Annotated in this window: 10 protein-coding genes and 1 pseudogene; 6 read left to right on the top strand and 5 right to left on the bottom strand. The window is 27.8% G+C overall.

The features are described from left to right. A partial coding sequence (locus H2280_RS07670) for a PDC sensor domain-containing protein (RefSeq protein ID WP_337216153.1) occupies nucleotides 1-936 on the bottom strand: 936 nt, incomplete at its 3' end. 265 nt (nucleotides 937-1201) lie between these two features. Further along, nucleotides 1202-1414, bottom strand: a complete 213-nt coding sequence (locus H2280_RS07665) for a hypothetical protein (RefSeq protein ID WP_337216152.1) — start codon at nucleotides 1412-1414, stop codon at nucleotides 1202-1204. Nucleotides 1415-1547: 133 nt separating this feature from the next. Between H2280_RS07665 and H2280_RS07660 the strand changes: the two genes are divergently transcribed. From H2280_RS07660 to H2280_RS07635, 6 genes are all read left to right on the top strand, one after another. Beyond that, nucleotides 1548-2126 (top strand): hypothetical protein, encoded by a 579-nt coding sequence (locus tag H2280_RS07660; RefSeq protein ID WP_337216151.1) that lies wholly within the window; start codon nucleotides 1548-1550, stop codon nucleotides 2124-2126. Between the two features lie 6 nt (nucleotides 2127-2132). Then, nucleotides 2133-2303: a hypothetical protein gene (locus tag H2280_RS07655; protein WP_337216150.1), complete on the top strand. Its 171-nt coding sequence runs from the start codon at nucleotides 2133-2135 to the stop codon at nucleotides 2301-2303. Between the two features lie 74 nt (nucleotides 2304-2377). Then, nucleotides 2378-2677 (top strand): YkgJ family cysteine cluster protein, encoded by a 300-nt coding sequence (locus H2280_RS07650; protein ID WP_337216154.1) that lies wholly within the window; start codon nucleotides 2378-2380, stop codon nucleotides 2675-2677. Nucleotides 2678-2716: 39 nt separating this feature from the next. After that, nucleotides 2717-3811 (top strand): hypothetical protein, encoded by a 1095-nt coding sequence (locus H2280_RS07645; RefSeq protein WP_337216149.1) that lies wholly within the window; start codon nucleotides 2717-2719, stop codon nucleotides 3809-3811. Between the two features lie 67 nt (nucleotides 3812-3878). Beyond that, nucleotides 3879-5516 carry a hypothetical protein gene (locus H2280_RS07640; RefSeq protein WP_337216148.1) on the top strand — a complete coding sequence of 546 codons (1638 nt, stop codon included), beginning with the start codon at nucleotides 3879-3881 and terminating at the stop codon, nucleotides 5514-5516. Nucleotides 5517-5648: 132 nt separating this feature from the next. Further along, the gene (locus tag H2280_RS07635) at nucleotides 5649-6512 is read left to right on the top strand and encodes a helix-turn-helix transcriptional regulator (protein ID WP_137622723.1); all 864 of its coding nucleotides are present in this window, start codon (nucleotides 5649-5651) and stop codon (nucleotides 6510-6512) included. Nucleotides 6513-6522: 10 nt separating this feature from the next. Here H2280_RS07635 and H2280_RS07630 read toward each other — a convergent pair whose 3' ends face one another. The 3 genes and pseudogenes from H2280_RS07630 to H2280_RS07620 form a co-directional block, all read right to left on the bottom strand. Next, nucleotides 6523-7332: a DUF2779 domain-containing protein gene (locus H2280_RS07630; RefSeq protein WP_337216147.1), complete on the bottom strand. Its 810-nt coding sequence runs from the start codon at nucleotides 7330-7332 to the stop codon at nucleotides 6523-6525. A gap of 150 nt (nucleotides 7333-7482) precedes the next feature. After that, nucleotides 7483-8958, bottom strand: a complete 1476-nt coding sequence (locus H2280_RS07625; protein WP_337216146.1) for a hypothetical protein — start codon at nucleotides 8956-8958, stop codon at nucleotides 7483-7485. Nucleotides 8959-8960: 2 nt separating this feature from the next. After that, nucleotides 8961-9356 (bottom strand): annotated as a pseudogene (locus H2280_RS07620) (ankyrin repeat domain-containing protein); the annotation flags it as partial.

The following is a 9356-nucleotide window of genomic DNA, read 5'->3' as shown; positions in this document are numbered from 1 at the left end:
GAGTTTGGCTGTTAATGCGTAAATTAGTACAAAATTAATTATAATAGCAATTGATATAATTATAATTTGAATATAATTCATTTTATTAATAGGTTCCTCAATTTTGCTAATTGATTGGCCAGTGCAAACCCTATTTTCTCCTACTTTAACGCACATTGCAAGTCCGCGAGAACCGTCTTTTTTTCTTGTGTATTCAAAAGGTTCAAAATCTGCTTTTTCTTTAGCAGGAATTGCAATATGAGAGGCATCGTATTCTTGCGATAATTGAAATTTATCTGTCGCTGCAAAAATTTTATTGTTTTTATCAAATGCAAAAGTTCTTCCAGGATTTGCCTCATACTCTTGTTGTAAATCTTTAGTTAAAACATCGATTGCCAAAACTCCAATAAATTTACCATCTTTGTATAGGGCTTTAGAGTAGGTAAAACAAGGAAGTTTAGAAGTAGCATCGATATATGAGGATGTTACATATACATCATTTGTTTTTAAAGCTTCTTGATAATATTCTTTTGTTCTTGCATCATAATTATCTGCTTTTCCATAAATACCAAAATCTAACCCTTTAGAATCAGAATCAGTATCAGAAACAATTAATTCTCCATTAGGTTGAGCAATATAAACTGCCAAAAATCCTCCAGCATCCCTTAAAAGTTTAAGTTCTTCACCTATATTTTCCATTAAAACTTGTTGATTATTTATTTTTTCATAAGGAAGTTCTAAAATATTTTTTGCATAACCTTTAAGAGTTTTTAAATTTTTTTCATTAAAAAATGTAATAGAATTCTTTGCCATTTTTATATAATTATGCTCATTTCTTAAAACTTCTTCATGTATCAACTTGCTTACAAATAAATAAGTAGCTATTCCCAAAACGATTAGTATTGTAATAGATATTACGTTTGTAATGAGTGAAAACTTAATTTTTAAACTTCTCACATATTCTCCTTTTGTAATTAAAATAAAAATTGCAATTATATAGTAATAATTATTACATTTAATAATAAAAATTTGTAATGATAAAAATAAAAAATATTTTTTATATTGAAAATTTATATATTTGCAGGAAATAAATTTAAAGAATTTAATTATTATTAAATAAATATTGTTAAAAAAATGTATTTTACATTATAAATTTTTTAAAATAAACGATGATATTATGAATTCATTTTTTAAATATTGAATAATTTTTTTTGATATTGCCCTATAATTTATTTTTATATTGTTTAATCAACCATGCAATAACTACTAACAAAAACAAAATACCTGTAAAATTTAAAAATCCATATCTTTTATTTATAAAAAATACTATCAACACAAAAGCAAGAAGTAACACTCGAAGAAGTAACACCCGAAAAACTCCTATTAGGATAAAACTAACAAAACCCACGATTAAAAATAAAATTACCGATAACATAAATCCTCCTTTAATAAGTATTTTAATGAAAAAATATGAAAGGTTGTGTCAAAAAAAAATAAAAATTTCATGACATAACCTGTCGCAAGAGTATTTTATACTTTCCTCATAATTTTAAATTAAGGAGAAAAAAATGTTTAAAAAAATTATATTAGGTGGCATAGCTCTTGGTGCTACAGGATACGGGATAAAAAAGATTTATGAAATTTTCACAGAAGATATGATCAATAACCATATGCGAATTCTAAGTGTCCACCGAAATTATAAAAAAGAAAAATCCGATCATGACAATTCTTTAAAGTTAAATTCACAGCTTGTAAATATTTTCAACAAAAATCAAGAATATTTACTCAGCACTAAAAATTATGATCAAGAAATTATGTGTTATGAATTTCAAATTTCAGACTTTGAATTTAATGATGAAAATTTCAAACAAAATATAATACAACTTAGCGAACTTTTAGAAAAGAAAATGCCGCTTATAATATCTGAATTGATCGATGGAGAATTTCATCCTATTGAAAAAATTATGAAAATTTATCAAAGAGATTTTAATGATTTTAGTGAAGAAGAAAAGACAAATTTCAATCAAATTGTCAAGATAAATAATATCGTTTGCACTCTTATAAAAACTATAAAAGCGAGCAATTCTTATCCTGAATTTATGGATCAAGCACTTAAAAGATACATTGAAGATGAATTTAAAGGCTAACTATAAATGATACCACCTAGACCGAGATTAACAAAATGTTTAAAATGCAAAAAAACTTTTTTATCTTGCCCTAAAAGTGATGCTTTGGATGGAACAGAACGTTTTTGTCCAAATTGCAAAGGCGAAAAGAAAAAGTTATTTGATTTTTTAACCGTCGCTATCTTTAAATTAAAATAAATATGGTAATTTTAATTATTTATTGAATATTTAAGATTTATTGACACTGGAGAGGGGATTTGATAGAATAACAAATCAATGAAAATGAATTCTATAAAAAAAGAGGGGTAAATCAAATAAATACTTTTCCATGTACTGTTTGCGGAGCTTGTTGTAAAAGCATTAATGGTGTAAAAGAATTGCAAAAATTCAACAAAAATGGAATTTGCATTCATCTCAAAGAAGATAATACTTGTGCGATTTACGATACAAGACCTATGATTTGTAAAATTGATGAAATCTATCAAAAATATTTTTCACAATATTATAAAAAAAATGACTTTTATAATGAAAATATAAAAATATGCAATAAATTGCAAAAAAATTTAAATTAAATAAAAAATTCAGAATTAAACTTATAAAGGAGATTTAACATGCCAGTTCCATTTATTTTAGGAGGTATAGCTGCTGCAGTAGGTGCCTTTGGTGCAAAAAAAGCTTATGATGGGTATAAAGCAAAAAGTGAGGCGGAGGATTTAAATAATGAAGCAGAGTCAATTTATGATCATGCAAAAAATGAATTAGAGACATCAAGAAATCAAGCTCAATCATATCTAGAAAAACTTGGAGAAGCAAAAATTCATTTACATAAAAATTCTCTTAAAGATTTTATAGAAATTTTTTCAAAAATCAAAAATGTTGAAATTGATGATTTTGCAGAAGATGAATTTCAATTTAATATTAAAGAATTTATAAAAACATTGGATTCAAACTGTATTGAATTCAGTAAATTAGTTGGAGGAGGTATTGCATCCTTAGGAGCTGGAGCATTAGCAGGTATTGGTGCTTATAGTAGTGTAGGATTTTTAGCAACGGCATCTACTGGAACTGCAATAGCATCATTAAGCGGTGCAGCAGCTACAAATGCCACCTTAGCTTGGCTTGGAGGAGGTAGCATTGCTGCAGGTGGCTTTGGAATGAGCGTTGGAATAGCTATATTAGGTGGTATAGTGGCTGCACCGGTTTTAGCTGTGGGAGGATTCTTGTATTCCAAAACTGGAGAGGAAGCCCTCTATAATGCCGAAAGTAATCTCATGAAAGCAAGAGCTTTAGCTAAAGAATTTGAAACCGCACAAATAATTACTGATGCGATTGCAAAAATTGTGGCACAATCTTTGAATGTTATTGAAAAAATAGATTCTCTTCTTTGTAAAGAGTTACAAACGCTAAAACTTATAGTTATTAAAGAAAATGATTATGCAAAATATTCACAAGGAGAAAAGGAGTATTTGCGCTTTATTGTTAATCTTGTTAAAACATTAACAGGAATTTGTAGAGTTAATGTTTTAACCGATGATGGAATTGTAAATGAGGAATTTAAAAAAGCAATTGAATTTGCACAAAACCAAACAAATAAAATTATAAATTATGAAGATGCAAATGAAGAAAATCAAGAACCACATAGCAATCAAGAGAAAAACCCATGGCTAGAATATAGTTTTATAAATAACAAAAATGGTGAGCAATAAAAACCCAAAGAAGAAAAAATCAACAACAAAGATGGCAAAAAGCCGCCTTTAAATTTAAGGAATTTTAATGAATAGAGAAACTTTATTTAACGAATTTTTAGATGAATTGAGCTCTCAAAGTTTAGCTAGGTTTGGTCTTAATATTTTTAATAACTCATACGGAGCTTTGGTGGAAAGCGCGAAGCTTACAACAAATATATCCAAAGAAGCAAAACAACATGGAAAAAATCCTAATGGATTTGGACGATTATATGAAACAATGCATGTCGGAAAACAAAATATACAAAATGTTAAAAATAAAACTGGATTTTATACTTTTACTACAGATGAATTGGCAGCAATAGATCGAGTTTATAGAGGTGAAAAATTTGACACTTTAAATGAGGAAAAAACAAAAACCATTACAGCAAATTATTCTGAAAAAGAAATGAAAAAAATTATAAACAACCCAAATTTAAAAGAAATTATGAAAACCAATCATCCAATAGTAGATACCGTTAGCATAGATAAAAATGATAAAATTATCGAATTATCACAATTAAAAGCTATTAGCGGTAGTATTTTTTCCAAAGAACACGATAGATATTTCGATGCAATAGAAAAAGTTAAATTAACATCTGTTACTGTAGATGAAGAAACTTACAATAAAGCAAAATTGGATATAAAAAAATTAGAAGAAAAAATTAAAATTGCCCCTGAAGAAAAAAAAGAGATATTGAAAGAACGGTTGCAAGAAAAACAAAAGAAATTTAATTATCTTAAAAAAAATGGAAATAATCATACAAATCCTCAACAGGCTGTGAATAATGTTATAAAGATACAAATAGGGGAATCTATTGAAAATATATATATGACAGGAAGCAGCGATGCAATTGTTATAGCACTAAGCACATTCGCAAGCGGTGTCATCTACGAAATGCGCTCTGAATTTATAGATAAAAATCATGAAGATATTAAAATTAGAATAGAAAGAATATTAAAAGCGGTTTTAAAAAATTCTTCAGAAGCCTTTGCTAGAGGGGCTAGTTTTGGAATTGTAGATAGTTTAGTTGTTATTGTTAGTCAATTGTTATCCAAAATAGGAGGACATCTTAAAAATTTATGGGGTAATTTAAGAAAATCAGTTAAGTCAATATGGAATGCTATTTGTGATTTTATATCGGGAAAAATCAAAAGCAAAAAAGAGCTTATTAAAATCATATTAAAATCCTTATTTTCTTCTATAATTGTAGCTTTTGGAGTTATACTAGAGGAGAAAATATTTTCATTTCTCAGCCCTATTTTAACCCCATTGGTAGCATCACCATTATCTATTGCTATCTCGATATTTGTTTGCTCTTTTGGAGTAATTGCATTTTCTCATACTATTGATTTAACACTAGATGCATTTTTTGGAATTTGTGCTGCAGCTGAAATGGCAAAAAAAAGAAAAGAAGAAATTCAAAAAATATATAATGATATTATGCCGAAAATGTTAGAAAATCAAGAAAAACTTAAAAATTTTACAAATAACTATCTCTATAAATTAAAAATCAACGAAGAAACAAATTTTAATGGCATATGCAAATCAATGGAAAAAGATGACTATGTTTTAGCCAATCAATACATCATTGCTTTTGCACAAGAATTTGAGATAAAAGGGCTTTTTGCAACGCAAAAAGAATTTGATAACTTTATGCTAGATAACAAAACTTTAAAAATTTGAAGGAAAATTATGAAAATGCTTATTTAGTTTTAACATAAAAATATCCAAACTAAAAAATACCAATATTGTGAAAATAAAAAACTGAATATTTATCACAATTTAACAAAATTATAACATTTGGGAAAAATAGCCATGAAAGAGCACGATAAATTAGCCATTCGTTTGGCGCAAATTTTATGCAAATTTAACGATGGGGAAAGATTGAGTATAGAAGAGCTTGCACAAGAATTTAATGTCGATGCAAGAACTATACAAAGAGACTTAAACGAAAGGCTCTCCTTTATGCCCATTCAAAAAGAAAATGGAAAATACTTTCTTGAATCTTTTGCTTTAGGGCAATTAAGCTTTAAAGACATACAAAATTTTGCTTCTTTAAGTGGTATTAGCGAACTTTATCCGACTCTAGATCAACATTTTATTACGGATTTGTTAAGCCAAAAGATTAATAATGTTTTAGTGGTAAAAAATGAAGGTTTTCAAAAAATAGATCATAACACCTTTGAGAATATAGCAGCAGCTATACTCAATCACAATATTTTATATTTTAACTATAAAGAAAAGAAACGCGAAGTAAATCCTTATAAACTTGTCAATTATAAAGGAATTTGGTATCTTTTGGCAGATGAAAACCACAAACTCAAACATTTTAATTTTAGTAAAATCATCAATCTAAACATCAGTGATAAGAAATTTCAGCCCGATGAAAATTTAAAAGAACTCATCAATCAAGGTAAAAATATTTGGCTAGAAGAAAAAATAGAAGTAATTTTAGAACTAGATAAAAACGCTAAAGAGTATTTTTTCAGAAAAAAGGTTTTAAGTAATTACAAAATCATAGATGAAAATGAAAAATCTTATATTTTAAATGCAAAAATTTCTTATGATGATGAAATTTTAAATTTGGTCAAACAGTGGATCCCTTATATAAAAATCATCTCTCCTATAAAATTAAAAACTAAACTTGAAAATATTTTAAAGGCATATTTAAAAAAATAAATTTAAAATCTTATTTTACAACCTCTTCTAAATGCTGTAAAATTTTTACCATCGCTAAAGTATCAAGTTTGCAATACTCAAGCAAAGCCTTTCGGTATTGATTTTGAGTTAATTCATCCATGTTTTTCATCGATTCAAAACTCTGCATCGCTTCGCCTCCATTGTGGATTAAAGACAAATTTTTATAAGCTTGTTCCATTTGCGGAATTAAAGCGGGTAAAACCATTTTTATAGAATAGCTCCCTTGCATTTTATAATGATAATAATCTTTATTTTGAAAAGGTATCATCAAGTCTTTAATATTGCTTTCTATATTTAATAAATGCTCCCTAAATTCAGGATATAAATCCGCTAATTTTCTTATAACTCCTTTTTCAAAACTTGCATTATAAGCAAGAACGCATACATCTTTTGGTATATAAGCGATCAAATTTTTAACCAACTGCTCCCTAGGATCGACTCCGCATTGAGATAAAAATTCCCTATGCTCTAATTTATCCTTATTATCAATATGTAAAGAAAATTGAAAAGGAATTTGCTCATATGGCCTAACTCTTTTAAATTCTGGGATAGCTTGAGAAAAAGTTTCAAAGTCCAAATGATACACGGGATAACTTAGCGTCGCTAAAAAAGCTTTGATTTTATCTTTATTTATGATGATTTCTTGATTTAAACAAGCTTTGATTTGAATTTGCTGCTGCGCATTAAAAATAGACAAATCTTTAATATCTGAAAAATTAATAATATTTTGCCTATAAAGGTTAAATTTCTTATCTTGATTTAATCTTGCAATATTAAAAATATTTTCATGATGACACAAATTTCTTTGTTTATCCCAACAATAAGTATAGGCATCGCATTCATAAGGATAAAAACATTGTTTTCTTTCTTTATTGGCTACCTCTATCCTATTTGATCCTTGCTTTTAAATTATTAGATTTTATTGCTACGATTATTTTTTACTGTTTTCCTAAGGTTCTAAAATAACTTGCAATTCATCATGAAGTGCTTTTCTATCTTGAACATGCAAATTAGCATAAAAATTCACAAAATGTTTATCCAGATCAAAATCTTCTCCATTGATTTTTCCTAAATTACTTCTAAAATTAAGTCTTTTAATAAAAACCCAAATAGGCGATCCTTGCAAAGCTTCTTGATACATTCTTATAAGTGCAGATCTTAAACCTTTCCCTTCATCTTTTAGAAGTTTGTTAGCTTCTTCCAGTAAAGGATTTTCTGCTCGAACTTTTGACTTATCGAAACGTTTTTTATTAAAATCTAAAGAATATTTAAATTCTTCTTTAGCCTTAGCCCTTGCTTCTGATCTAGCCTTAATTTCTGCTTGGCTACTTGGTTTTGCAAAAACAGAATTATAATTATTGCCATAATCGGTTATTTCTGTACTTCTATTACAAGCTATGGCATAATCCATTCCATATAATCTTACACATTTTAATTGATAAGAAATTTGATTGGTTAAATTTAAAGCACTGCTATAACCATAGTTTTTAACCTCTACTATCATTCTTTTTTTATCTTCAAGTGTGATAAGAAAGTCAGGATCACTACCCTTTCCACTGCGAATTCCATCTTCTTTAAAAACACCATCTGCATTGATTCTTTGATGACAAAGATGAGGAGCATGTCTTAAAAGAGCAAGAGAAGTAACCCATTCAGCATAGTCAGCTCCTACACTTTTATTAATGAAATTTTTAAGTTTTTTAGTGTTGTCTTTTTCCTCATGTTCTTCTACTAGTTCTTTAAACTTTTCTTTTTGTTTTTCATGTCTTTCCCATTTTGCTTTTATATCTTTTATTTTAGCCTTTTCTTTAGCTATGGCATCTTTTTCACTTTGAGTTGTGGCTTCTTTTTCTTTTTGTTCTAGTAGTTTTTCTTGGTCCTTAAATTTTTCCATTTTTCCACCATAAGTTTTTTCTATGATGGCTTCATTTCTTACTAAAAGTTCCTCTGCTTTGGTTTTTAAACTATTCCAATCATTGCTTAATTCTCCATCCTCTGTTTGATAATATTCTCTTTTTTCATCACTTACTTCAAGGGCTCTTTTAAATTCTTTAGGAGTTGGCAATTTTTCAAAAGGGGCATGTTTTAATCTTAGTTTAGTTCTTCTAAAGTAAATAGGATATTCTTGTTCGCCTAGACTTCTTACAATAACATGCCCTCCTATAGGTTCTTTTTTGAAGTCAGGATGCTCTAATTCTATATAAAAACTTAATACATCATCTTTAATCTCATCATTGGAAAATTCTACCTCTCCTTTATTATTAGCAGTATTATCATACAGGAGTTTCTTTTTATCTTTATCATATATTTTTAGCTTAGCTCCTATGATGGGGATATTTTCAATTTCATCTTCTTCATAGTCTATATAAAAATGCGCCTCCTCGCACAGTATTAATTTTATATTTCCTGTATGAATAGGACTCATTTTTATTCCTCAGTAACTTCTATTTTACAAAAAGTCAAAGGAGTTTTTTCTAAGATAGCAAGATAGTTTTCCTTAAGTTGCTTTTTGCGTTCTTTTCTTATTTTATCTTGTATTTCTCTTTTTTTTCGCATTTCATTCATAAGCTCTATATGTTTTTCTTCACTGCCTAAAAGCTCTAAAGAACTTTTAGCTCCTGCTTTAAGAAGGTATTTTTTTATGGTTTCACTTTTATTGCCTATATTATCAAGAGCAGAATCTCCAAATTGATCAAAAACATTTACATTAGCTCCTGCTTCAATGAGTTTTTTAACTGTATTAGAATAACATTTTTCTACCGCTATTATCAAAGCATTTTCTCCATAACGAATTGATCCTTTGTCATATTCTATGATTTCATC

Source organism: Campylobacter sp. 2457A, from assembly GCF_020135895.1.
In the GTDB taxonomy this organism is placed as follows: domain Bacteria; phylum Campylobacterota; class Campylobacteria; order Campylobacterales; family Campylobacteraceae; genus Campylobacter_D; species Campylobacter_D taeniopygiae.
Note: the sequence above shows the minus strand (reverse complement) of the source record. Positions and strands in the feature narration are given on the sequence as shown.